Source organism: Pseudomonadota bacterium, from assembly GCA_039028935.1.
In the GTDB taxonomy this organism is placed as follows: Bacteria; Pseudomonadota; Gammaproteobacteria; order Steroidobacterales; family SZUA-146; genus SZUA-146.
Genome location: JBCCHD010000031.1, coordinates 22,205 through 46,413 on the forward strand (window position 1 = coordinate 22,205; position 24,209 = coordinate 46,413).

The following is a 24,209-nucleotide window of genomic DNA, read 5'->3' on the forward strand; positions in this document are numbered from 1 at the left end:
GAGTGTGTAATAAAAAGATGGAAATACGGAGTCAGTCGGCCGGTGGAGTGGCCAAGATTCGCAGCGCATGGATATCGGTTTTCATCATGTCGCCCAGAACCTCGTAGATCAGTCGGTGGCGCTTAATGGTCGTTAGGCCATCAAACTCTGTGGCCGTAATTTTGAGCGTGAAATGCCCGTGGCCGTCCTTCGCGCCAGCGTGGCCGGCATGTTTGTGCGAATCGTCGATAATCTCGAGCGAATCAACGGTGAGCGCCTCCTGGAGGAGCGCTTTCATTCGTTCAATGCGTTCGGCGTTCATGGGCTCGCTGCGTATCTCGTTGGTGTTATTCGGAGGAAGAGGAAGAGTTGGAAAACTCGCCCTTAAATAGGTAAACCATCAGACTGATCATGAAAACAAAGTTCAAAATGACGATGCCGAAGACTTTCCAGTTCACCCACGCCGCTTCGCTCATGCGAAACGCCACATAGAGGTTAATAAACCCCACAGATGCGAAATAGGCGATGCTCGCCATGTTGCTCACGCGGTATTTGTGCTCGGGCAGCTTGCCAAGATCGACACCGTCGTCGTCCCCCGCGGATAACGAGCCGATGGTTTCAAAGAAACTTTGTACCCCAGTTTTCTTACGAAAAAGCTGTGTCCAAAGAAGCACGGCGGCTACGATCCAATGGTAGACGCTGAATTTCCACTGCAAAAACTCTGGGTCCCGCAGAACCAAGGTGACGGTGCCCAGCACCACAAGCAGCACAGTGCTCACCAGATGCAGTTTGTTGGCTTCTCGTGTGCGCACCCATTCAATGATGGTCAGTAGGGTGACCGTGGCCATGAGCACTGCCGTGGCCACGTAGAAGTCGTAAAGTTTGTACGCACCAAAAAAAAGCGCGGCGGGAATCAACACAAACGCCATCTGCATTGTCAGGTACCAGTAGCAAAATCGTCACGCATCATACCGCAGCCGACGCAGTGGGGCTAAGAACTCGATAGGGCCGCTTTTTTGCGTGTTTGCGCTTACAATACGGCATGGCCAGGCTACTTGAAGTGCACCCCGACAACCCCCAGCCCCACCGTCTGAGGCAGGCGGCGGAAATGATTCAGGGGGGCGGCATTGTCGTGTTCCCGACCGACTCGTGCTATGCGCTCGCGTGTCGGCCCGGCAATACCCAGAGCGTCGAGCGCATGCGCCGCCTCAAGCAGCTTGAAAAGCGGCATTTGTACACGCTTATTTGTAAAGATCTCAAGGATCTTGCCAAGTTTGCTCAGGTGGATAATACGGCGTTTCGATTGCTCAAGTCCCACACCCCCGGGCCGTACACGTTTATTCTCAAGGCGAGCCGCGAGGTGCCCAATCGCCTGCAAACCAAGAAACGCAAAACCATCGGTATCCGGGTACCCGACCACCCGGTAGCCCAGGCGCTGCTGGCGGCGGTAGAGGGGCCATTGCTCAGCACCACCGTCGAACTGCCGGGTGCCGATATGCCGCTCAACGATGCCTTTGAGATCGATGAAGCGTGGGGCCACTCGGTGGACGTAATCCTCGACGCCGGCGCGTGTGGTATCGCCCATACCACCATCCTCGACCTCAGCGGCCGCGATGTTGAAGTCGTGCGCGAGGGCAAGGGGCCCATCGACGGCTTGTTCGACGGCTAACCGCATGGCCGACTGCGGCGGCGCACAGAGCGTAGCGAGCATCTGCCGCGCGTTTCCGTTCTTCTAAACCGTCCCATGGCGTCCCTCGTCGGTCGTCGATGCGTAGCAGTCCCGGTCAGTGCGGATCACAAAAATGCGCAAATGATTCGAATGAACGAGCATGGGTGCCGCGATCCGATGTGCCGCCTCGGCCACAGCGCTGTGGCGACGTTCGGTGGATCACGCGGCCCGTTTGCTCGACGTCAGGGAGGACGATGACGGCTCAGTTCATTCTGCGCGATTGGTGTCCCGATGAATACTATGAACATTTATTGAATCTTCAACGCGCTAAAGACAAAACTGAAGCCAAAAGATTAGCTACATCAGCGACCGATCTTCGGCAGAGGGGGGTGGCCAACCTGTCCGCGATGCGTTGGCACACCCTGGGTCAAACGCCGGTTCTGTGCCGAAGTAAAAACCGACGGCAATCCACTACTGCATCCCCGCGCCGACCTCGGTAAACTTACCCCGATTGGGGCGGTGTGTGGTCAGTCTCGTTGTCATGAGTTTGGGCGACACGCGAGGCGTTGGTCGGCGACACAGTGTCATTTCCTGTTCTGAACTTTGATCGGGTGCGGTCTACGCGTTCCCGTTGCTGTGTTGATTCCAGTGACCGAGTCAAGCCAAGCGTCGATAGGTAAGAGTTTGCATACGTGAGTAATAGCCAAAACAGCAACGAATCCAGCGCAGACGAACCGGCCAGCAGCAACGGGCCGTCCACCGCCCCGACTGACGCCATCGAAAAGGCGAAGGGTGACGAGCAGCCGGAACACGCCGATCCGCAGGCCAATACGTCTGACGATTCGACTGGTAGCCAACGCACTACGGAAACCGCGGAGTTAGGGCCTCAGCTTGAGGTCATTGATGGTGCGGGTGAAGGCGGAGAAGGGCGTCGACCTGTTCAAGGCGAAATGCCTTTCGCGGTTGTTGAGGGCGAACCGTATACACAGCTGCCGCAGGATCTGTACATCCCACCGCACGCGCTCAAGATCTTTTTGGAGGCGTTCGAGGGCCCGCTGGATCTGCTTCTTTACCTTATCAAGCGCCAGAACCTCGATATTCTCGATGTGCCGATTGCTGAGATTACCCGGCAGTACACCGAATACATCGATCTGATGCACGAGCTTCAGCTTGAATTGGCGGGTGAATACCTGGTGATGGCGGCGATGCTCGCGGAAATCATATCGCGCATGTTGCTCCCCCGAGCGAATGAAGAGGAGGGCGACGAAGAAGATCCGCGCGCTGAGCTGGTTCGCCGTCTTCAGGAGTACGAGCGGTACAAAAAGGCCGCGGAAGATATCGATAAGCTGCCGCGCATGGAGCGCGATAATTTCGCGGCTACAGCGGACGTGGTGCATGAGGAGCCGGCAGAAGAGCTCGTGCCGGATGTGGACCTGCGGGAGGTGCTCATCGCCCTGCAGGAGGTCATTCAGCGCGCCGAGATGTATAAACACCATCAGGTAGACGCCGAACCGTTGTCGGTACGCGAGAAAATGAGTGACGTGTTGAGTCGCCTGAGCAACAACGAATTTCATGACTTCAGAGATTTCTTCGACGTGACCGAGGGCCGTATGGGTGTGGTGGTGACGTTTTTAGCGATTCTCGAGTTGGTCAAAGAATCGTTGGTCGAACTCGTTCAGAGCGAACCGTTTGCCCCGATTCATCTACGAAGCAGCACTGAAAGTACCGCTGAAAGCGGCGGCTAGATTGAGACAAAGAGAACCACGATGGACCAAAAAATCATAAGAAACGTTGTTGAAGCTTCACTGTTCGCGGCTGGGCGGCCGATGTCGATGAATGAACTGCTTAGGCTGTTCAGCGAAGATGAGCGTCCCGAGCGAAAAGTGATGAAGGAAATCATCGCGTCGCTTTCGAGCGACTACGAGGAACGAGGTATTGAGCTCATTGAAGTGGCGAGTGGGTATCGTATTCAGGTACGCCACCAGATGGGTGAGTGGTTGGGTCGACTCAATGACCGCAAGCCGCCTCGCTACTCGCGCGCACTGATGGAAACGCTCGCACTGATCGCATATCGACAGCCCATTACGCGTGGAGACATTGAAGACGTACGTGGCGTGAGCGTGAGCACCAACATCATACGAACTTTGCTTGAGCGTGGCTGGGTGCGCATCGTGGGTCATCGCGATGTGCCAGGGCGACCGGCGATGTTTGGCACGTCAAAAGAATTTCTGGATTACTTCAACTTGAAGTCGTTGGATGAGCTGCCCAGTCTGGCGGAGCTTAAAGATATCGACAACATGAACGCCGAACTCGACTTTGGCACACCACCTTATGAAGACGGCGACGAGGTCGATGACATGCACACGGCCGATGGTGGTGATGCGGGCGCCGAGCTCGAAGAGGGTGCTGACGAAGAATTTGTCGCCGAAGTGGACGACGAAACGACCCCGTCGAACCTGTCCAGTGCGGAGGCTCCCCAGCTTGACGACGACTTTGAGGATGACGAACTCGAGGAACTCGATGAACTGGATCAACAGGATGAGTTGGACGAGGGTGGCGAAGACGACGCGGTAGAGACGCCGCAGACCGTCACTGTCTAACAATTACCGTGTCGGGCGAGCGCATCCAAAAAACGCTTGCGAATGCTGGAGTCGGTTCGCGTCGTCAAGTTGAGCGGATGATTCAAGAAGGACGGATTGTCGTCAATGGCCAACCTGGTCATCTTGGGCAAAAAGTGTCGGCAACCGATCGGATTATGGTTGACGGCCAACGCGTGGACGTCAAAGTCGAATCGAACAACAAGCAGGTACTTGTCTACCACAAACCCGTTGGCGAGATTACCGGCCAACGCGATCCACACGGTCGACCTTCGGTGTTTGATAATTTGCCCGCGCCGGCGCAAGGGCGTTGGATTGTGGTCGGGCGACTCGATATCAATACGTGTGGATTGTTGCTGTTTACAACCGATGGCGAACTGGCCAATCGCCTCATGCATCCTTCTAGTGGCTTGCAGCGCGAGTATGCGGTACGGGTCTTAGGCAATGTCACCGCCGATGTTTTAAAGCGTCTTACTCAAGGTGTGAAACTCGAGGACGGCATGGCGCGGTTTAAGCGCATCAAAGAGGGCGGTGGAGAGGGCGCCAATCGCTGGTTCCGGGTGGTGCTGACCGAAGGACGCCAACGCGAAGTGCGACGCCTGTGGGAAGCGGTCGACTGCAAAGTGAATCGACTGATTCGAGTGCGGTTTGGTAACGTCAATTTGGATCGTACCTTGCGCACCGGCCAAACCCGTTTGCTCAGCGACGCCGAAGTCGCTCGACTCTATGAGCTGGCCGGGCTGTCCAGTAAGCCTTCCGGCGCGACTCACACTAAAAAACGCGGGGGTAAGAAACGTTCACGCCGCATGTTTCGTCGTTAGCGACGGGTTCATACCTACTCGAAGGCAAGTTCGTCGCTGGCGAACCTGAGCAAGTTCTCGGGCGATCACGATTTCCGATTAGCGGATGGCCGCGCCATAAAAAACGGCGTTATTTGGGCTGCGCGTCAAACGTCTTGCCGGTAGTCCCCTGGCTGTCGGGTCCAAGGCAATAGATAAACGGTGCGAGTACTTCGTCGGGGGTCAGCAACCGCGATTTGTCTTCAGCTGGATAAGCGGCCGCGCGCATGCCGGTGCGCGTGGCGCCGGGGTTGACGCTATTGGAGCGAATGCCGTCCGGACGATCGTGTTCATCCGCCACGATTTGCATCAGGCCTTCTACGCCGAACTTTGATACCGCGTAGGCGCCCCAATGGGCCCGGCCTTTGCGTCCAACTGAGCTCGACGCAAACACAATGGCGGCATCCGCGGATTTTTCCAAAAGTGGTATGCAGGCCCGTGTTAGTAGAAATACTGCGTTGAGGTTGATGTGAATGACGTCATGCCAGGTCATCGGAGTGTAGTGCGCGATCGGAGAGTTATTACCCAAAATGCCAGCGATGTGAGCCAATCCATCGAGTCGACCAAACTCGCCTTCGATGACGTTGGCCAGTTCTTCGTAGTGATCGAGCTTGGCGCGTTTGAAGTCGAGCGGCAACAGCGCCGGCGTTGCGCCGCCATCCGCGACAATTGCATCGTACACGTCATTAAGCTTGTTCTTGTCGCGACCATTTAGAATGACCGTCGCACCGAGCTGTGCGCAACGTCGCGCAAGCGCCGCGCCGATGCCGTCGCTGGCGCCGGTGATGAGCAGCACGCGGTCTGCAAGACAGTCGTTTTGTGGCACATAGTCAGGCAATGAATGGATCGTCATAGTGGGCGCTCCGAATCAGACACTGCGCGAAGCTTGACGTGCAAAACGCCAGCTTGCAAGCATGCTGCGCAATCCAAGCGGCGCGCCACTATGAGAAGGTGGGGCCTCGGTCAGTCCGGTCTGCCACCAGCGGCGATCGTGTTCGATCAAAATTCGATTGGCGGCCGGCATAGGTGGCATTGCACTCAAGCACTGTTTCAAAGCGTGGTTTGAATCGTTGGTGCGCGCCAGCGCGTTGGACGGGGTGAGCACACGACTGTCGTCAAAGAATTGGGGATGATTTGAAACCAACAGCGCGTAGAACAACGCCGTCCAGTCAGCGACCTGATTCGCCTCGCTGACGGAGGCGCCACTGACGAGCGACAGTAAGGCGTGAAACGTGCCAAAGCGCAATTCGGCGTACTGGTGCCAAATCTCGGTGCTGCTCATCGCGGTTCGCTGTTGGGTCATCAGCGCGCCGTGCAGATGTTCGTGCATAGTCTGTGCAATGGCTTGTCCACAGTCGGGCGTCGCGGTCGCCGATACCGACCCCATCAACGCCTTGGTTATCGGATGTCGGGCGGGCAGGGTGCCGTTGAGTTCTTCATGCCACCACACGCTTTTTTCGGCGATGACTTCGGCGCCGACGGTGGTCAACAAGTCCATGGCGTGTGCAAAACACAAGGCGGCTTTAACGCCGGGGCGGAATCGAGCGGCGCTAAAGTGTGCCGCCCAAAATTTGGCGGACCCATTGACAACCGATTGTTCAAACAGCTGATCGATCGGTGTGTCTGCTTCTTCGAGTGGTCTACTCACGATGGGCTAACGGTCGGAGCGGCGTGTGGTGTCCGATGATTGATGCGGCGGTGTGAGTGTTCGCGCGGCGCGTCGAGTGGACGGGGCAGAGCCCGCCTCGTCGGCTTGGTCGACGGTGTCATCGCGGGTTGCCAAATCGCGACGTGCATCGATCTGCTCTATATCTTTTTGTGTCAGGCTCAGCGCCCGCGTGGTTTTCTCAATCGGATCCAGTTCCGCAATCGGTCGCGCGTGGCGAATACCGAGCTCGGTAAACTTGCGCGCGCCCGGCAGCACGTTTTTTTCGAGGGAGCCGACGGCTTTGTTGTAGGCCTCAACGCTTTGGCCCAACGTCTTGCCCATTTTGTTCATGTGGTCGGTAAACACCCCAACACGCTGGTGCAGCGTCTCGGCAAGCTGGCTGATCGTCTCCGCATTTTTGGCCAGCTGCACCTGTCGCCAGCCGTAAGACACCGTTTTCAGTAGCGCCATTAAGTTAGACGGTGTGGCGAGGATCACCTTTTGCGCAAGCGCGTCATCGAGGATCGCGTTATCGACATTGAGTGCGGCGGATAGGAACTGATCACCGGGCAAAAACAGGATGATAAAATCGGGGCTCGTCGAAAATTGTTTCCAATAGGCTTTCGACGACAGCTCGCGTATGCGCTCTTTGACCTGGCGGGCATGTCGAGTCAGGGACTGCTGTTTGGTCTCGTCGTCGGTCGCTTCAACGGCAGCCAGATAGGCGTCAAGCGGAGTCTTTACATCCACCACCAGCAGCCGATTTTCCGGGAGACGCACGAGCATGTCGGGGCGGACGGCGCCGTCGGGCGTAGTGGTGTGCGCCTGCTCAGTGAAATCGCAATGTTCGACCATGCCAGCGAGTTCAACGAGTCGTTTGAGTGTGATCTCGCCCCAGCGACCGCGTACTTCAGGCCGCTTAAGTGCGTTGACCAAATTGGCGGTTTCGCTGCGCAGGGTGCGTTGTTCGTTATTCATCAACTCGAGCTGCTGATTGATGCCGCCAAACGCGCGGGCCCGCTCGTGCTCGACTTTGGCGATTTGTTCGCGCGTGTCGCTCAACGCCTTGGCCACTGGCGCAATCAGGTTCTCAACGGCCTTTTGACGCGCGCCGAGTTCGGACTCCGCTTTGGTTTGAAATTTGCCTAGGTTTTCTTGGGCGAGTCGCAAAAACGACTCGCTATTGTCTTTAAGAGAGCGATTGGCGAGCTGATCGAACGTCGCTTTGAGTTGCTCAGTGGAGGCTAAGAAAGCGGCCTCTCGTTCATCCGACAAAGCCTGCTCACTTTTGAGTTCGCTTTCGAGCACCGCCGACTCGAGGCGGGCATGCCCGAGCCTACGCATCGCGACCAAGGCCGCGACCAGCACGCCCAGCACGAAACCCGCGGCGATGCCGGCACCGATTAGAAACAGTTGTTCTTGCGTTAACGTCATGCGCGAATTGTTTGGTTGTACATAGTCAATGTGGCGATGTGCTTGTCGGCCGTCGAGGCGTGGGTCCGCACCGTTGCGATGCGGTGGTGTGACAACGATACCGCATGTGTTGGCGCTGTGTCGCGCGAAACGAAAGGCGACGGCGTCGTGGCCTGGGGTGTGCGCTCGGCTGGTTGCAAGTCAGTGGCGTTTTGTCCGTTGAATGACCGTACACTCAGAGGTGGGGCGTGCCCACGCAGAAGGTGATGAGCGAACGGGCGTCAGCGCTCCACACGATGCAAGGTGCGCGCTCAGAGAGTTGAGGTCAGGCCCAGTAGTGGCTCGGTGTACGCCGCCAGTGCCGCAACAGAGTCGACCACGGCGTCAGCATGCCAATCGACCGGATTGTCAAACGGTCGCACATAGCCATAACCGGCGACCACAGTGTGCATGCCCGCGGACTGGCCGGCCAGTACATCCGCCGGCGCATCGCCCACGAAGAGGCACTGGTGGGCCGGGACACGGAGTAAAGCAGCCGCGTGCAGTGCTGGCATTGGATGCGGCTTGCGTTTGATCAAGGTATCGCCGGCCACTACGCAGTGAGGTGGATGCACTGGCGCGAGTGTGGCGAACACATTGTGAGTGAGACCTTCGGGTTTGTTGGTCACGATACCCCATCGAACACCCGCCTTCTCAAGCGCCGCGATCCACTGCGCCATGCCGTCGTATAGTGTGGTGTGCTCAGCGACGTTGCGCGCGTAGGCGGCCAAAAACGCCGTAATGTGTCGGGCCTTTTCAGCGGGGGTACTGCCGGGGAATCCCAGATTCACCAACGCGGTGGCGCCGTGACTCACGAACGGGCGCGCTGTGTCGATCGGCACCGGTGTTTGCGCATGCTCGGCGCGAACGGCGTTGAGCGCCGCGATCATGTCCAGCGCGGTATCGGCATAGGTGCCATCAAAATCGAGCAGCACGGCTCGGTAGCGGCCCTCAGGCATGGTGTTTAGGGGCTGGTCGGCGCATCGAGCGTACAGTGCATGAGGTAGTTGACGTCCACACCCGGCCCGAGCCGATACACTCGAGTTAATGGGTTGTAGTGCAGTCCGGTGAGGTGTTTCAACGTCAAGCCTGCCTGTCGCGCCGCATCCTCAAGCTCCGAGGGGCGAATAAACTTGGCGTAGTCGTGGGTACCACGCGGTAGAAGATTCAGCACATATTCGGCGCCAATTACGGCCAGCAAATACCCTTTGGCGGTTCGATTAATAGTGCTGAAGTAGGCGGCGCCGCCTGGTTTGAGCAAACGAGCGCACGCGGCGACCACCGCCGCTGGATCCGGTACGTGCTCGAGCATTTCAAGACAGGTGACCACATCGTATTGACCGGCTTCGGTTTCCGCGATGGCTTCTGCGGGCGTTTGCAGGTAGCGCACGGAGACGTCGCTCGACTCCGCGTGCCGTTTGGCCACCTCAAGTGGCGTCGCGCCCATGTCGATACCGGTGACATCGGCGCCTTGGTGCGCCATTGCTTCGCTCAATAGGCCGCCGCCACAGCCAATATCGATAACACGTAAGCCATCCAGCGGCGTGCGCGCTTGGATATAGCCCAAGCGCAGCGGATTGATGGCGTGTAAAGGCTTGAATTCCGATTCTGGGTCCCACCATCGCTCGGCGAGCTCTTCGAACTTGCGAATTTCATCCGCGTCGACATTGGTGTTCATTCAGGCGATCTCGGTGTGGCGGCTGGGATCCACATTATCCATGAATGAGCCGGGCTAATCACCTGTCTTGACCGGCCAGAATGTACGTTGTCGCCGTGTGATGCTTGGCACACTTGGTCGTTCCGAACGGCCTGGGTTGGTGGGTCGGGAAAGCGACGGCTTTTGCCGTGCTCGTCCGCGCTATTTTCGTGCCCATTATCGGCCCCAAATAGACCGTCTGGGACGGCGATTAGGGGGCGATGCCAGCGCGGTAAAAATGCACCGATTAGAAGCCCTTCTTTTTTGCTTGTTTTGTTAGCAAATACGGCAGGTTATGTGCTAAAATCCGAGCTTAATTTTTAGGGGGTAAAACCGCTGATTTGAGGTGGTTTTTTGAGGTTGAATTGTCCGCGCAGTCAGGTCTTGCGCCGCGCTGATTCGTCGCGTAAATCGCAGGCGCTTCAGGTGGCCACGAGCGCGACGTTGCGGGGCCCTTCTGCCGGGTATTTTCACCGGATTGTTAACTCATGAAACCGCGTTTGAGAAGCGGCGAACACGCGTCGTACATCGTGACCCAACACACCCGGGATAAGCAGCGTCTATGACTGATCAGGGCCAGGAAATTATTCAGGTCAATCTCGAAGATGAGATGAAAAAATCGTACCTCGATTACGCCATGAGCGTGATTGTTGGTAGAGCCTTGCCGGATGTGCGTGACGGGTTGAAGCCCGTTCATCGTCGCGTGCTGTATGCCATGCGAGAGCTGGGCAACGACTACAACAAAGCGTACAAAAAATCCGCGCGCGTGGTCGGTGACGTGATCGGTAAATATCACCCTCATGGTGACACGTCGGTTTACGACACCATCGTGCGCATGGCTCAGCCTTTCTCGATGCGCTACATGATGGTCGACGGGCAGGGTAACTTTGGGTCGGTGGATGGTGATTCGCCGGCCGCCATGCGATACACCGAAGTGCGTATGGCGCGCATTGCGCACCAGCTGCTGGCCGACATCGAGAAATCCACCGTCGATTTCATCCCGAACTATGACGAATCGGAGACCGAGCCTGCGGTACTGCCATCGCGCATCCCTAATTTGCTTGTGAATGGTTCCGCGGGAATCGCGGTGGGGATGGCCACCAATATTCCTCCCCACAACATCGGCGAGGTGATCGATGCGTGTGTGGCGCTGTTGGAGAACGGCGACCTCACCGTGCAGGAGCTGATGGAGCATCTGCCGGGGCCGGATTTTCCGACGGCCGCGATCATAAACGGGGCGTCGGGTATTCGAAGCGCGTATCTGACCGGGCGCGGGCGTATCTATCTGCGAGCCCGCACGCACATCGAAGATCTTGCCAAAAAAGACAAGCAGGCGATCATTGTGACCGAGTTGCCGTATCAGGTGAACAAGGCTCGGTTGCTCGAAAAGATTGCCGAATTAGTGCGTGACAAGAAAATCGACGGCATCACCGAGTTGCGTGACGAGTCCGATAAGGACGGAATGCGCATGGTGATCGAGCTGCGCCGCAACGAAAACCCCGATGTCGTCCTCAATAACCTGTACAAGCAAACGATGCTGCAGTCGGTGTTTGGCATCAACATGGTCGCACTCAACGACGGTCAGCCTCGTTTGATGAACCTCAAAGAGGTGCTCGATGCGTTTTTGCGCCATCGCCGTGAGGTCGTCACCCGACGCACGATTCATGATTTGGGTAAGGCGCGCGATCGGGCGCATGTGCTCGAAGGGCTTGCTGTTGCCCTGGCGAACATCGACGAGATCATCGCGTTGATCAAGCAGTCCTCGTCTCCGGCGGAGGCGCGCGAGGCCCTCGCGGCGCGTCGCTGGGAGCCGGGTGTGGTCACCGGCATGCTTGAGCGTGCCGGCGCAGACGCCACCCGACCGGACGGTGTGGCCGGAGAATGGGGCCTAATCGACGGTCGCTACCAGCTGTCGGCGGTGCAGGCCAAGGCGATTCTTGATCTGCAGCTCCATCGTTTGACGGGGCTTGAGCAAGAGAAAATAGTTAAAGAATACAAAGAAATACTCGATAAAATTGAAGATTTACTTGACATCTTGTCTGACCCCGATCGCTTGACGAACGTGATCCGTGAAGAGTTGCTGGAGAGCCGAGAGCAATTTGTCGACGAGCGGCGTACGGAGATCGTGCACAACTACGAAGATTTGACGGACGAAGATCTGATCGTTGAAGAGGACGTGGTCGTGACGTTCTCGCACGCGGGATACGCCAAAGCACAACCGCTGACCAGTTATCGGGCGCAGCGTCGCGGCGGGCGAGGCAAAAGTGCCACGGCCGTAAAAGACGAGGACTTTATCGACAAGCTGTTTATCGCCAACACCCACAATACGTTGCTGTGTTTTACGTCGCGCGGTAAGGCCTTTTGGCTCAAGGTCTATCAGTTACCGCAGGCCAGTCGCGGTTCACGCGGCAAGCCGCTGGTGAATTTGTTGCCGCTGGAAACCGATGAGCGCGTAACCGCCGTGCTGCCGATTCGCGAGTATGAAGACGATAAGTTCATCTTTATGGGTACCGCGCATGGCACTGTGAAGAAGACCCCGCTTTCAGCATTTTCGCGACCACGCGCCAATGGCATTATCGCGCTGGGTCTCAAAGACGGTGATCACCTGGTTGATGCAATGGTAACCGACGGTGATCAGGATGTGTTTTTGTTCGCCACTACAGGTAAGGCCATTCGCTTTAATGAGCGTGACGTGCGGCCAATGGGGCGCACCGCGGCTGGTGTGCGTGGCATCAAGCTACCAGATGGTGCGTCGGTCGTTGCGATGATCAGCGAAGGGCCGAAACTCCAGAGTGCTGACGATGCGCCGGTCGATCGGCCGCTGATTTTGACGGCGACCGAAAACGGCTACGGCAAGCGCACCGAAATCGATGAGTATTCGACGCAGGGTCGTGGTGGTCAAGGCGTGATCGCCATTCAAACCAGTGCGCGCAATGGTGAAGTCGTCGGTGCGCTGATGGTGCACAACGACGATCAAGCAATGCTCATCAGTGCCAACGGCACGTTGGTGCGCACACCGGTAGAGGGAATTTCGGTGATTGGACGTAATACGCAGGGCGTGCGCCTCATTCGCATTGGCAGCGACGACAAATTGGTGGGTGTGGCCGCCGTCGAGGATGACGACAGCGACGACGATGATGCAGAGTAGGGGCTATGGCTAACAAACCACTGCCCGATCTATCGACCATACGCGAGACCATTGATCGCCTCGATGAGCAAATTCAAGCGCTCATCAGCGAGCGTGCTCAAATTGCTCAGCAGGTGGGTGCCACCAAAGCGGCGGGCCGATCCACGGCCGAATACTACCGACCCGAACGCGAGGCGCAGGTGCTGCGTCAGGTGATTGATCGCAATGATGGGCCCTTGGCTGACGAAGAAATTGTGCGTCTTTTTCGCGAAATTATGTCGGCCTGTTTGGCGCAGCAAGAGCCGCTCAAAGTGGCGTATTTGGGTCCTGAGGGCACGCTCACGCAGGCGGCCGTCACCAAGCACTTCGGTCATTCGGTGAATGCCATTTCACTGGCGACCATGGATGAGGTGTTTCGTGAGGTGGAATCGGCGGTGGCCGATTTTGGCATCGTTCCGCTTGAGGACTTTTCCGATGGCGCGATTAGTCACACGCTCGATATGTTTATTTCGTCGCCGCTGCTCATTTGCGGGGAGGTCGAGATGTTGCTTGAGCAGCATCTCCTCGCGCGGGGTGCGTCGCTAGAGGGCATTGAGCGCGTGTATGCCAATCAGCAATCGCTGACCCAATGTCGCGATTGGCTCAAAGAGATGTTACCCAATGCCGAATTGGTATCGATGGCCAGTAACACGAGTGCGGCGCGGCGTGCGCGCGACGATGCCTCGGGCGCTGCGATCGCCGGTTACGCCGCGTCACGCGTGTATCAACTCAATGTACTCGCTCGCAATGTTGAAGATCGGCCCGACAACCGCACACGCTTTTTGGTGATCGGACGAGATTTGTTTGCGCCGAGCGGCAGCGATAAAACGTCGTTGCTCATGTCGTCGAGTCACACGCCGGGCGCGTTGCAAGAACTGCTGCAAACCCTGACCGCCCATCAGGTCAACATGAACCGCATCGAATCGCGGCCGAGCAATCGCTCCGATTCCGACTATGTGTTTTTTGTGGATGTGGATGGCCACGCTCGGGATGAACAGCTTGCGGGTGCGCTGGAACAACTGCAGCAAACCGCGGTGGTGATGCGCGTGATCGGTTCCTACCCCAAGGCGATCCTGTAGTCCGGGCGCCAGCATGCCCGTGCACGCGGTTTATGGCGATAAACACAGTCGGTGGTGCGTTCGGCGCCAAGACGATCGCTGGCGCCCCGGTGTCTGCACTCATTCCTTTTCAAAGAGTTCGTAGGTGACGTATGACCAGTCCTCCCTCTGATCACCTCTCGACGGTGCCGTGTTATCGAATTACCGGCAGCGCGCCATTGCGTGGAACCGTTAGGGTGCCCGGTGATAAATCGATCTCTCATCGGGCATTAATGTTTGGTGCAATTGCGAGCGGCGTGACGCGAATTCGCGGTTTGCTCGAAGGCGAAGATTGCCTCAACACGGCGCGCGTCTTGCGCAAGCTAGGTGTGAGGATCGAAACGGAGACGGTGGACGGGCAGCGGGTGTGGACGGTGCATGGCGTTGGTCAAGGTGGGCTGATCAGCACCACTGAGCCACTGGATGTGGGTAATTCGGGCACGGGGATGCGATTGCTGGCCGGACTGCTGGTTGGGCAAGGGGTGAGTGCGTCGTTGGTGGGGGATCGCTCCTTAATGAGCCGGCCAATGGAGCGTATTGCCGCGCCCCTGCGCATGATGGGTGCGCAAATTGACACGCGCGATGGCAAACCGCCGGTGGTTATCCAGTCGGGTGCCGAAGTGATCGGCATCGACTACCACTTACCGGTTGCGAGCGCGCAGGTGAAGTCATCGGTGCTGTTGGCCGGGCTCGGTGCGAGTCACCCGACCACGGTGACCGAACCTGAGCGCAGCCGCGACCATACTGAGCGAATGTTGCCCGCCTTCGGTTGCCCAGTGGCGGTTAAGGGCAACACGGCGCGCCTCACCGGGCCCGCCCAGTTGCAAGGTATTGAGGTGGATGTGCCGGGCGACATTTCGTCGGCGGCGTTTCTGCTGGTTGCGGCGACCCTGATTCCTGGATCGGAATTGCTCATTGAACACGTGGGGGTCAATCCGACCCGTACCGGGATCATTCGCATTCTCGAGGCGATGGGCGCATCGATCGAACGCCTAAACGAGCGTGATATTCACGGCGAGCCAGTGTGCGATCTTCGCGTAAAATCGGCGAATTTAACTGCAATTGACGTACCTTCGGCATGGGTTCCAAGTGCGATCGACGAGTTTCCAGTGATCTTTATTGCCGCCGCATCCGCAGCAGGAACGACGCGGGTGACCGGTGTGGGTGAATTGAAGGTCAAAGAAAGCGATCGTTTGGGCACGATGGCCCGAGGTCTGGAGGCGCTGGGGGTGCGCCTGATCGAATCGGATGACGGGATTGAGATTACCGGCGGTCCGCTGTCGGGCGGAGACATTCACAGTCACGACGATCACCGTATTGCGATGGCGTTTGCGGTGGCGGGGGCGCGGTCAACCGAACCCTTAACGGTTTATGATGTCACCAATGTGGGCACATCCTTTCCCGGATTTGCCCAACTCATGCAAGGACTTGGCCTCGCGCTTGAGGAGATTTAATGAGCCAGACAGCACGTGAATCAGCGGCCCCGGTTTTAGCGATTGATGGCCCTAGCGGGTCAGGGAAGGGCACCGTGAGCCATATGGTGGCGAGTCGATTGGGCTGGCACCTGCTGGACAGTGGCGCGCTGTATCGCGTGGTCGGTCTTGCTGCGCTGCAGCGTGGTGTGGCGTTTGACGAGTCTGAGTCGCTGGCTGCGATGGTGGCTGACCTGGCCATTAATTTTGTCGCATCCCCGGGCGGCGAAGAGAAGATTGAGCTTGATAATCAGGATGTTACATCGAAGATTCGCACTGAGCATTGCGGCAATCTCGCGTCCAAAGTGGCGGCGGTGCCGGCGGTACGAGAGGCGCTGGTGGCCGCTCAGCGAGGCTTTCGCCAAGCACCGGGTTTAGTGGCGGATGGCCGGGATATGGGGACGGTCATTTTCCCGGATGCCGAGCTGAAGATATTTCTAACCGCCAGCGCCGCTGAGCGCGCAGAAAGGCGGTATAAGCAGTTGATAGACAAGGGACTTGATGTTAGCCTACCCGCCCTTTTGGAGGATATCGCCGAGCGCGATCACCGCGATGCGAATCGCGAGGTGGCGCCGCTGCGACCGGCCCCCGACGCGATGATGATCGATACGACATCCACACCCGTCGACGAGGTGGTCGCACAGGTGTTGGAGTTGGCGAACCAATGGGTCAACGCCGACGAGTAGTCGACGTGTGGGGGTCGCTTAAACAACGTGTGCGTAAAGGCGCGCACAGGACGTTAAACGATCGGGAGCCTGAGCGCTTTTTCGAATTACAACGGTTGCTTACGGACGGAGCGACTAGTTTTCATGCCCGTCGGGAATAGGAAATTTCCTGCGGTTTTTTTTTGGTTGGGCCTTGCGCCCTTGGGTTTATTGAAATGTCAGAGAGTTTTGCTGAGTTATTTGAAGAGAGTATTGCTAGTCACCAGATGAAATCGGGGACTATCCTTAACGCCGACGTAGTGGCGGTGAATTCCGACGTTGTAATTGTCAACGCGGGATTGAAATCAGAAGCGGTCATTCCTGTATCGCAGTTTCAAAACGAGTTAGGAGAGCTGGAAGTCAACGTCGGTGACGTTGTCGAAGTCGCGCTCGACTCGTTTGAAGACGGTTTTGGCGAGACGCGTCTATCGCGCGAAAAAGCCAAGCGCGCCCGTACCTTGACTCGGCTTGAAGCCGCATTCGAGCAGGGCGAGATTGTCAATGGCGTGATTAACGGTCGCGTCAAAGGCGGATTCACGGTTGAAATCGACAATGTTCGCGCGTTTTTGCCCGGCTCATTGGTTGATGTTCGTCCGGTCCGCGATCCAGGTTATCTGGAAGGCAAAGTTCTCGAATTTAAAGTGATCAAGCTCGATCAGCGCCGCAACAATGTGGTGGTGTCGCGTCGTGCAGTGGTTGAAGACGAGTACAGCGTTGAGCGCGAGCAGCTGCTCGATTCGCTGCAAGAAGGTGCCGTGGCGAAGGGTATCGTTAAGAACCTGACCGACTACGGTGCGTTTGTTGACTTGGGCGGCATTGATGGGCTGTTGCACATCACCGACATGGCCTGGAAGCGCGTTAAGCATCCATCGGAAGTCGTGAATGTGGGCGACGAAGTCGAAGTGAAGGTGCTCAAGTTTGATCGCGAGCGCACGCGCGTGTCGCTCGGTATGAAACAGCTCGGTGCAGACCCTTGGGAAGCACTGGCGCGTCGCTACCCGCAAAACACTCGTCTGTTCGGTAAAGTGACGAACATTGCCGACTACGGTTGTTTTGTTGAGATCGAAGAAGGCGTTGAAGGTCTCGTGCATGTCTCTGAAATGGACTGGACCAATAAGAACGTTAACCCGTCTAAAGTTGTACAGATCGGTGACGAAGTGGAAGTGATGGTGCTTGAGATTGACGAAGAGCGCCGCCGCATTTCGTTGGGCATAAAGCAATGCAAGTCCAACCCATGGGCCGAGTTTGCGGTTGAGTTTAAGAAGGGCGACAAAGTCACCGGCAAGATTAAGTCGATCACCGACTTCGGTATCTTTATCGGCCTGGAAGGTGACATCGATGGCCTGGTGCATTTGTCTGACCTTTCGTGGGATCTACCTGGCGAAGAAGCCGTGCGGAACTACAGCAAAGGTCAGGATGTGGAAGCCACGGTGCTTGCCATTGACCCTGAGCGCGAGCGTATCTCGCTTGGCATCAAGCAAATGGACCAGGATCCGTTCTCCATGTACATGGCCGAGAATCCGAAAGGCAGTATGGTGACCGGCACGGTGACCGAGGTTGACGCTCGCGGCGCCTCAATCGATCTGGGCAACGGTATTGACGGCTACATGCGTGCGTCGGAGATGTCGCAAGATCGCGTCGAAGATGCTCGTCAAGTGGTGAAAGTCGGTGAAGAGATCACATCGCGATTTGTCGGTGTCGATCGCAAGAACCGCCGAATTTCGCTGTCCGTGAAAGCCAAAGAGGCCCACGAAGAAGCTGAAGCGGTGCAGGAGTACCAGTCGGCAGCCTCTGGCGGCACGAGTCTGGGCGATCTGCTCAAAGAGCAAATTACCGGAAAAGACGACTAAGCACTGGAAACGGCCGCCAATCTATAGTAAATCTATAGATTGGCGGTTATCTTAATGATTCGTGGCGGTTTTTTACCGTCGACTGAGCGTTTTTACACAGGCTGAACAATGACTAAATCGGAACTAATTGAAGCCATCGCACGCAAGCAAAAGCATCTCCCTTCAAAGGATGTGGAGCTCGCGGTCAAGCATCTGCTTGAACTCATGAGCGACGCGCTGGCCCAGGGAAAACGCATCGAAATTCGCGGATTTGGCAGTTTTTCACTGCATTTTCGTCCGCCTCGCCTCGGTCGCAACCCCAAAACGGGCGAGCCGGTGGCGCTGGCGGGCAAGCATGTGCCCCACTTCAAGCCAGGCAAGGACCTGCGGGAGCGTGTCAACGCCAACCGCCATCTGCCGATCAAAAACTGAGTTTTCTCCTTTAGATACCGCAACATTCCTGTTGCGCAACGGTCGCTGGGCGCTTGATGAAGGCGCGCGCGGCTACTATCCTTTAGTTCACTTACGGTCTACTGACGCCACATAAAGGGTACGCCATGTTTCGCGGCATAATTTTTGTTGTTTTGGCTATTGTGGTGGTGCTGGCGTCAGCCATGTTTGCCAACAAAAACCCTGGCAAGATCGAGCTGGATCTCATTGTTCAGCAATACGAGGTCGTCACCGCGTTGGCCTTTACGGTAACGCTTATTATCGGTTGGATGCTGGGCATTGCGACGGCGAGTCTCTATCTCATCAAATCGGCCAACGAAAAACGCAAGCTCAAGAAGAGCATCAAGATGGCCGAAGTGGAGCTCAAGAACCTCCGCAGCCTGCCCATGCAAGATGCCGGGTGATAACTTAGTCTTTCTCTTTCTACTCCTCGTGCTTGCCGCAGCCGGCGGCGCTTGGACGGCTCGGCGATTTGCGCGCCCGGTTGAGGTGGTAAAGAAGAAGGGCCCGACTGTCAGTCCGGACTACTTCAAAGGGGTGACCTACCTCCTCAACGAGCAGCCCGATAAGGCCATCGAAGTGTTCATTCGTATGACCGAGGTGGACAATGAAACGGTGGAAACACACTTTGCTCTAGGGAGCCTGTTTCGCCGGCGCGGCGAAGTGGATCGGGCGATTCGCATTCATCAGAACATCATTGCCCGACCCAACCTAGCGAAAAAGCAGCGCGATCAGGCGCTGTTTGCGTTGGGCAAAGATTTCCAAAAGGCGGGCCTATTTGATCGGGCCGAGAAGCTGTTCTTGCAGCTGAGCGCGGTACCCGGGCAAAAGAAAGCGGCACTTCAAAGTCTCATCAGCATCTACGAGCAACAAAAAGATTGGACCCAATCGATCGAGATTCGAAAAAAACTCGGGGTGCCGGCGCCGGAGGATGATGATGGCGGTGTGGCGCATGCGTATTGCGAACTTGCCCAGCAGGCCATCGATTCCGGTGATTACGATTCTGCTCGCGCTTACTTGCGCAAATCACGCAGCAGCGGCACACAGCTAGTGCGCAGCGCGTTCATGCGCGCGCATGTGGCCGAGCATTTAAAAGACTATAAGGCCGCGATTAAACTGTGCCGCTGGATTGTCGAACACGACGAGAGTTTTATCATCGAAGTGTTGCCCATGCTGCTGCGCTGTTTGCGAGCGAGCGGCAGCGACGACAACACCAACAAAGTACTGCAATCGCTCTTAAACAAAAACACGAAACTGCGCGAAGCTATGGCCTTGGCCGCGCTTGCCCACAACGAGTGGGATAACCCTGTGCTGCAGCGCGCGGTGCGTGATCTCCTTCGCAACGACTCCTTTGCTAGTAAATTGCGCGATGTGGTGATGAGCGAAGCGGCCGATGAATCACTGACTCGCCAGCAGCTCGATACACTTGCCGAAGTGCTGTCAGAATTGATTCGCAGTCGCGCCAAGTACGAGTGTATGGCGTGTGGCTATGCAGGCAACATGCTGTATTGGCAATGTCCAGGGTGCAAAGACTGGGATAGCACCCGACCGATTATGCGATTGGTCGACTTTCATGCGCGGCGGGTTGTTTGACAGTGAACGAAGGGTTTTTTCTAAGTCGTGCTAGCGTCAATTTCCGTCAATCAGCCGGTTGTCCCGCCGGAAAGACTATAGATAGCGGTTGAAGGAGATTTTAACGGTGACGATATTACAAATCGTGCAAGGACTCGGTGGCCGTTTAACCCAGCCCGGGTAACCGCTCGTCGGCTTGCCCAGTCGACGGCAAATCATTCGTAAATGTTAGCTCTAGCTGCGGCGTCCGGTCATCTCAAACTTCATTCCTAACTTTTACAAAGTACGATGCCGAATCGTATAAAGCGACAGTCCGCCCTTTTTATTTAGTGGCGGCCAGTTCTCGTTTCAGTGCGGTAATATCCTAGTCACGCGACTTGCTAGTGTCTGGCAAGGCCTTGGAACTTGATTCTGCCAGTGCATTCTTACTGTATCCAATTATATTGGAGTTTATACCAATTTCTCTGGCGGTCTGAGTCACGGTTATGCCGGGCTGTTTTTCTTTTTCAATGGCTTCAAACCTGATTTCCATGAAAAGCAATCTTCGTTATTGACGAACACCGTTCCGCGAAAATCATCGCGCTTTTTTGAGTTTCTGCTTACTTGGGGCAAAAGCCAACTCACTCGACGACAAATAGGCCGTGTTGTTCTTTCAAGAAACACTGACGTATGATCGAAAAGGCTTACTAGATACACACGGCTAGGGCGGCGCTTGAGGTTTGTGCGGCTGATGTGCACCAATACCCAGGACGACCAAGGATTCGGAGGATATTTCCCTGATTCAGCAGTAATTTTCATCGAGATTCGGTTAGCGATTCTCCTTAGAAGCGAGGTTAATTAGCATGTCAAGAATGAGCTGGGCAAAAATGATTACTTGCCGGATCCTCTCACTGTCGATGGTGACCTTAACGGTGTGGCCACTTATGCCGGCTAGCGCTGATACCTCGGGTATCGTGACGTGTGATCGACCAGATGCTGCTCACGGGATTATTGCAGATTACCTACCGTCTATAGGAGGACAGGATAATCCCGAGAGGGATCCTCTTAAACTCATGCACTTCGACTCATATGGTGATATCTCCGTTAATCGAGCGACTTTGGTAAATTTCGTGTGGGGTAATGATGGTCTGCCGGTGTTGAAGCAGCCTGCTAGCGTTGTCAACAATGTTGAGCCATTTAATTCGAACTTGCCCGTTCATTTCCTTAACGAGCTTGATGTTGACGTTAGAGTTCAGGATTTGGTCATTGACACTGGTGGTGGGTATATCGCGCACGCGTTTTTCTTTAGGCCGAGATCACCCAACCGGCGTTTGATTGTAATCAATATGGGCCATGGGACTATTGATGGCGATCCGGGAACTTCTTTGGGTCATCCCGATGCGCTTTTAGGCCAAATGATAAGAAATCTAGGGGGGAGAGGTTATAGCGTCTTGTTCGTGCCCTCACCATTTATGCCTCCTAATCAAGGTCCTGTTCTGGGTGGATCAGGGCCTCTTCATACAGATCTGCACAATGCGATGTTTGACGCCGCTACGAATCCTGGGATCGACGCGATGCGTCACTTCATGGAGCCGATCACTGTGGCCCTAAATTACATTGAACTAGACCCCGACAACTCGCCGGTTGATATTACTATGCTTGGCGCCTCGGGCGGAGGTTGGACTTCAACTGCCTACGCAGCCCTGGATCGACGCGTCAGAACAAGCATGCAGGTAGTTGGGACTCTTCCATTGTATTTGAGGGAACCGCCTTGCAATAATCTTGATCAAGGTGATGGTGAGCAGATGGAAATGGGCACAGTTTTATACAAGGACCTTTCTTATCTTGACCTCTATGGGTTAGCGGGAGTGGGGCTTAACCGCAGCCACGTTCAGTATTCGAACGTATTCGATACTTGTTGTTTTGACGGGCTTAGATACCGCACCTACATTCGGCCTCTAACTGCACGCATCTCGAGTATTGGTGGGAGCTACTATGGTACGCACAATTCGACATTCTGCGGGCATGGATTCCCATCAGCCGACGAGCGCCTCGAGTGTGGATACGTGGACGATGGTAATTACGTCGATACGGGGGCTCAACACGACACTGACAAATGGCGTGCCCGGAATTTGATTCCTTTACTTGAGAAGCCAAATGGTGAGCCACGACTGAACATTCAGACCATCGACAATGGATCAACGGGTTTTTCAGCATCCTCGGGCTGGACCGGTTTCGTCCGGCAGGGATTTGGCGGTGATGTGACGGTTGCCAATACTTCAACTATCGAAACAGCTAACTGGACGTTCGATGTTTCGCCGGATACCTACAAAGTGGCGGTTTCATGGACCGCATTTTCTAACCGAAATCAAAATGCAACATATACCGTGCGATCTGGCACTCAAACACTAGGTTCGTTTTCTGTTGATCAAACGCAGCTACCCCCTAAAACGGGATGGTATGTGCATGACACACTCTTTACCGTTCCACCAGGCTCCAACAACCTCACAGTAGAGCTTCTACACGACTCAGATAAGCAGACCATCGCTGATGCCGTAATGATCTGGTCGCCTACCGAGTACATTATTGATAATGGAGATCCGGGTTATAGTTCTTCACCATCCAGCAGTGACCCGAGCTTGGGTTGGACGAGATTTACGAATTCAGACTATCTAGTGGAAGGGTTCTTTGATGACGATGTCGAGCAGGCGGGAAGCTTATTGGTTAAGCCTAACGCCACATGGCAGTTCAGCGTTCCCGCGGGAAACTATGCCGTTTATACAACATGGCCGGCGCACCAAAATCGAACTGACAAAGCGCGATACTCTCTGGTATATCCCGGTACCGTAGCTGCTCCAATGCCGGTGATCGTTGATCAGCGTGTGGTTCCGGAGGATATCGAAGATGAATCCGGTAAGTGGGAGCTTTTATTCAACAGTGTTCCGCCGGTAAATGGCAGGATTACTATTGTCATTGAAAATGCAGGTACGGGTAACTTGATTGCAGATGCAATCAAGTTGGTTAAATTGTGAAACCAGATTTTGATGTTGTGGTTGTTTAATACGGACTGAGTTTCCAAAGATTACTCCCAATCTTAAAGCTATGGGCCGAAAGTAAATGGGTTCCGCTGTGGCCGGTGAGAATTTATCTGGGGGTACTAGGAAGTCAGTATGTCGCACAATTGCCATATCATACGCGAAAGTCCGACGAGGAAAGTGTCGGTGAATGGATCGAAATTACGGCAACCAACTATTGCCGTGGATTTCCATATAGTATTGGTCGCTTTCAAATAATAAATCAATTAGCGACACGAACAGACTGTTGTATGTAACGAAAGGCAACTATTACTTTATGATCTTGGGGAGAGCGCTTAATAGCTGGAAACTACTGGTTGATTGCTATAACGAAGTTGAAGCGAATCTTCCCTAACTGGGCGAGATATTTATTGGTCAAAATCTGCAAGATAGGGAGGCTTGAGTAACAATGTATTAATGCGTTTTGTCATTCAGGCGCGTTTTAGCTCATGGTTAACGAGCACTGATAGAGTATGGAGCATCGGTACTTTACGTGATTACCGATATTCAGCCATTAAAAATGCCGCCTGTGATGTTCTACAGGCGGAAAAATTAGTGACACTGTACAAGCAATGGTTAGACGGTAATCGCTCTGACGTGTATCTAAACCTGAGCAATCCCACCGTCCACCGGCAGATCAACACCTGTAACGTATGAGCTGTCATTGGACGCCAAAAACACGGCTGCATCGGCTATTTCACTCGCCTGTCCGAATCGCGCCAGCGGTACCTGCGCCACCATTGCGGCACCCATTTCCTGTACCTGTTCTTCTGGCAATCCAAGTTTTCCGTAAATGGGCGTTTCGATGGGTCCGGGGCTGATGGCGTTTACGCGAATACCGCGTGGCATCAGGTTGATGATCGGTTGCACGAGGTATCCTGCCTTAACCATCCAGCTAGCAAGCGTTGAGCGTGGTAATTCCACACCAATACGCTTCAGACGCTGTTCCTGCCGGTACAGCGGCAAGCCATCGGCATACTTACTGA

General features: G+C 55.5%; 22 protein-coding genes. 13 read left to right on the top strand and 9 right to left on the bottom strand.

Annotated elements, in window-relative coordinates:
* Positions 1-31: 31 nt before the first annotated feature.
* Positions 32-301, bottom strand: a complete 270-nt coding sequence (locus AAF465_13335) for a BolA family protein (GenBank protein MEM7083707.1) — start codon at positions 299-301, stop codon at positions 32-34.
* A 25-nt stretch (positions 302-326) separates the two neighbouring features.
* Positions 327-914: a septation protein IspZ gene (locus tag AAF465_13340; GenBank protein MEM7083708.1), complete on the bottom strand. Its 588-nt coding sequence runs from the start codon at positions 912-914 to the stop codon at positions 327-329.
* 107 nt (positions 915-1,021) lie between these two features.
* On the opposite strand from AAF465_13340, the gene AAF465_13345 reads away from it, so the two are divergent.
* From AAF465_13345 to rluB, 4 genes are all read left to right on the top strand, one after another.
* Positions 1,022-1,648 (top strand): L-threonylcarbamoyladenylate synthase, encoded by a 627-nt coding sequence (locus AAF465_13345; protein MEM7083709.1) that lies wholly within the window; start codon positions 1,022-1,024, stop codon positions 1,646-1,648.
* 950 nt (positions 1,649-2,598) lie between these two features.
* Complete coding sequence (locus AAF465_13350; protein MEM7083710.1) at positions 2,599-3,393, top strand: ScpA family protein; 795 nt, start codon at positions 2,599-2,601, stop codon at positions 3,391-3,393.
* Between the two features lie 21 nt (positions 3,394-3,414).
* On the top strand, positions 3,415-4,248 hold the full coding sequence (gene scpB / locus AAF465_13355) for an SMC-Scp complex subunit ScpB (protein MEM7083711.1): 834 nt from the start codon (positions 3,415-3,417) through the stop codon (positions 4,246-4,248).
* Positions 4,249-4,256: 8 nt separating this feature from the next.
* Positions 4,257-5,066: a 23S rRNA pseudouridine(2605) synthase RluB gene (gene rluB, locus AAF465_13360; GenBank protein ID MEM7083712.1), complete on the top strand. Its 810-nt coding sequence runs from the start codon at positions 4,257-4,259 to the stop codon at positions 5,064-5,066.
* Between the two features lie 109 nt (positions 5,067-5,175).
* On the opposite strand, the gene AAF465_13365 is transcribed toward rluB, so the two are convergent.
* From AAF465_13365 to ubiG, 5 genes are all read right to left on the bottom strand, one after another.
* A complete protein-coding gene (locus AAF465_13365) occupies positions 5,176-5,937 on the bottom strand; it encodes a YciK family oxidoreductase (protein MEM7083713.1) in 762 nt (253 codons plus the stop codon).
* 15 nt (positions 5,938-5,952) lie between these two features.
* The gene (locus AAF465_13370; protein ID MEM7083714.1) at positions 5,953-6,732 is read right to left on the bottom strand and encodes a hypothetical protein; all 780 of its coding nucleotides are present in this window, start codon (positions 6,730-6,732) and stop codon (positions 5,953-5,955) included.
* A gap of 6 nt (positions 6,733-6,738) precedes the next feature.
* Positions 6,739-8,166 carry a DNA recombination protein RmuC gene (locus AAF465_13375; protein MEM7083715.1) on the bottom strand — a complete coding sequence of 476 codons (1,428 nt, stop codon included), beginning with the start codon at positions 8,164-8,166 and terminating at the stop codon, positions 6,739-6,741.
* Between the two features lie 290 nt (positions 8,167-8,456).
* On the bottom strand, positions 8,457-9,143 hold the full coding sequence (locus tag AAF465_13380; GenBank protein ID MEM7083716.1) for an HAD-IA family hydrolase: 687 nt from the start codon (positions 9,141-9,143) through the stop codon (positions 8,457-8,459).
* 5 nt (positions 9,144-9,148) lie between these two features.
* Positions 9,149-9,862, bottom strand: a complete 714-nt coding sequence (ubiG, locus tag AAF465_13385) for a bifunctional 2-polyprenyl-6-hydroxyphenol methylase/3-demethylubiquinol 3-O-methyltransferase UbiG (GenBank protein ID MEM7083717.1) — start codon at positions 9,860-9,862, stop codon at positions 9,149-9,151.
* A gap of 580 nt (positions 9,863-10,442) precedes the next feature.
* Between ubiG and gyrA the strand changes: the two genes are divergently transcribed.
* The 8 genes from gyrA (at position 10,443) to lapB (ending at position 20,191) form a co-directional block, all read left to right on the top strand.
* Positions 10,443-13,028, top strand: a complete 2,586-nt coding sequence (gene gyrA / locus AAF465_13390; protein ID MEM7083718.1) for a DNA gyrase subunit A — start codon at positions 10,443-10,445, stop codon at positions 13,026-13,028.
* A 5-nt stretch (positions 13,029-13,033) separates the two neighbouring features.
* A complete protein-coding gene (gene pheA / locus AAF465_13395) occupies positions 13,034-14,125 on the top strand; it encodes a prephenate dehydratase (GenBank protein MEM7083719.1) in 1,092 nt (363 codons plus the stop codon).
* A gap of 131 nt (positions 14,126-14,256) precedes the next feature.
* Positions 14,257-15,597, top strand: a complete 1,341-nt coding sequence (gene aroA, locus AAF465_13400; GenBank protein ID MEM7083720.1) for a 3-phosphoshikimate 1-carboxyvinyltransferase — start codon at positions 14,257-14,259, stop codon at positions 15,595-15,597.
* A complete protein-coding gene (cmk, locus tag AAF465_13405) occupies positions 15,597-16,301 on the top strand; it encodes a (d)CMP kinase (protein ID MEM7083721.1) in 705 nt (234 codons plus the stop codon). Before aroA ends, cmk begins: the two co-directional genes overlap by 1 nt.
* A 194-nt stretch (positions 16,302-16,495) precedes the next feature.
* Entirely contained in the window at positions 16,496-18,169 is a 1,674-nt protein-coding gene (gene rpsA / locus AAF465_13410; GenBank protein MEM7083722.1) for a 30S ribosomal protein S1, read from the top strand.
* 108 nt (positions 18,170-18,277) lie between these two features.
* Entirely contained in the window at positions 18,278-18,580 is a 303-nt protein-coding gene (locus AAF465_13415; protein ID MEM7083723.1) for an integration host factor subunit beta, read from the top strand.
* 125 nt (positions 18,581-18,705) lie between these two features.
* Positions 18,706-19,002 carry a hypothetical protein gene (locus tag AAF465_13420; GenBank protein MEM7083724.1) on the top strand — a complete coding sequence of 99 codons (297 nt, stop codon included), beginning with the start codon at positions 18,706-18,708 and terminating at the stop codon, positions 19,000-19,002.
* Positions 18,992-20,191, top strand: coding sequence for a lipopolysaccharide assembly protein LapB (gene lapB, locus AAF465_13425; GenBank protein MEM7083725.1), 1,200 nt, complete (start codon positions 18,992-18,994; stop codon positions 20,189-20,191). Before AAF465_13420 ends, lapB begins: the two co-directional genes overlap by 11 nt.
* A 462-nt stretch (positions 20,192-20,653) precedes the next feature.
* Here lapB and AAF465_13430 read toward each other — a convergent pair whose 3' ends face one another.
* Positions 20,654-20,968 (bottom strand): hypothetical protein, encoded by a 315-nt coding sequence (locus tag AAF465_13430; protein ID MEM7083726.1) that lies wholly within the window; start codon positions 20,966-20,968, stop codon positions 20,654-20,656.
* A gap of 53 nt (positions 20,969-21,021) precedes the next feature.
* Between AAF465_13430 and AAF465_13435 the strand changes: the two genes are divergently transcribed.
* Complete coding sequence (locus AAF465_13435) at positions 21,022-23,181, top strand: hypothetical protein (protein ID MEM7083727.1); 2,160 nt, start codon at positions 21,022-21,024, stop codon at positions 23,179-23,181.
* A gap of 645 nt (positions 23,182-23,826) precedes the next feature.
* Here the strand turns inward: AAF465_13435 and AAF465_13440 are convergent.
* The coding region (locus AAF465_13440) for an SDR family oxidoreductase (GenBank protein ID MEM7083728.1) at positions 23,827-24,209 on the bottom strand (383 nt) is incomplete at its 5' end.